The 279-nt window shown below is 65.2% G+C and carries 1 protein-coding gene; it reads right to left on the minus strand.

Annotated features, from left to right (window positions below; translation table 11 throughout):
• Window positions 1-279, minus strand: a 279-nt coding sequence (locus AC6UDD_RS06950; protein WP_500720051.1) for a hypothetical protein, incomplete at both ends; no start/stop codon positions are given.

The following is a 279-nucleotide window of genomic DNA, read 5'->3' on the forward strand; positions in this document are numbered from 1 at the left end:
TCTCCGAGCCGGTCACCTCATTGCCTGCGATCACGGCCAGCACACGCACACCCGGGGCGGTCACGTCCGGCTTGACCAGATCAAAGATCCCGGCCGGGCCGCGCGAACTGAAGTCGCCCAGCACATCCGGCGTATTGCTGATCTTGCTAGCCGGATAGGCAATGCCGGCGGTTGCGTTGTTGCCAACTCTCGACGCAAAGGTCCGCAGTGCATTGGCGTCCGACTGGTCGATGGCGAAGGCGGGAATGGTCGCCCCGGCCACGTTGGGCAGGATGGGGG

The organism is Fructilactobacillus sp. X2R1C3 (genome assembly GCF_059901425.1).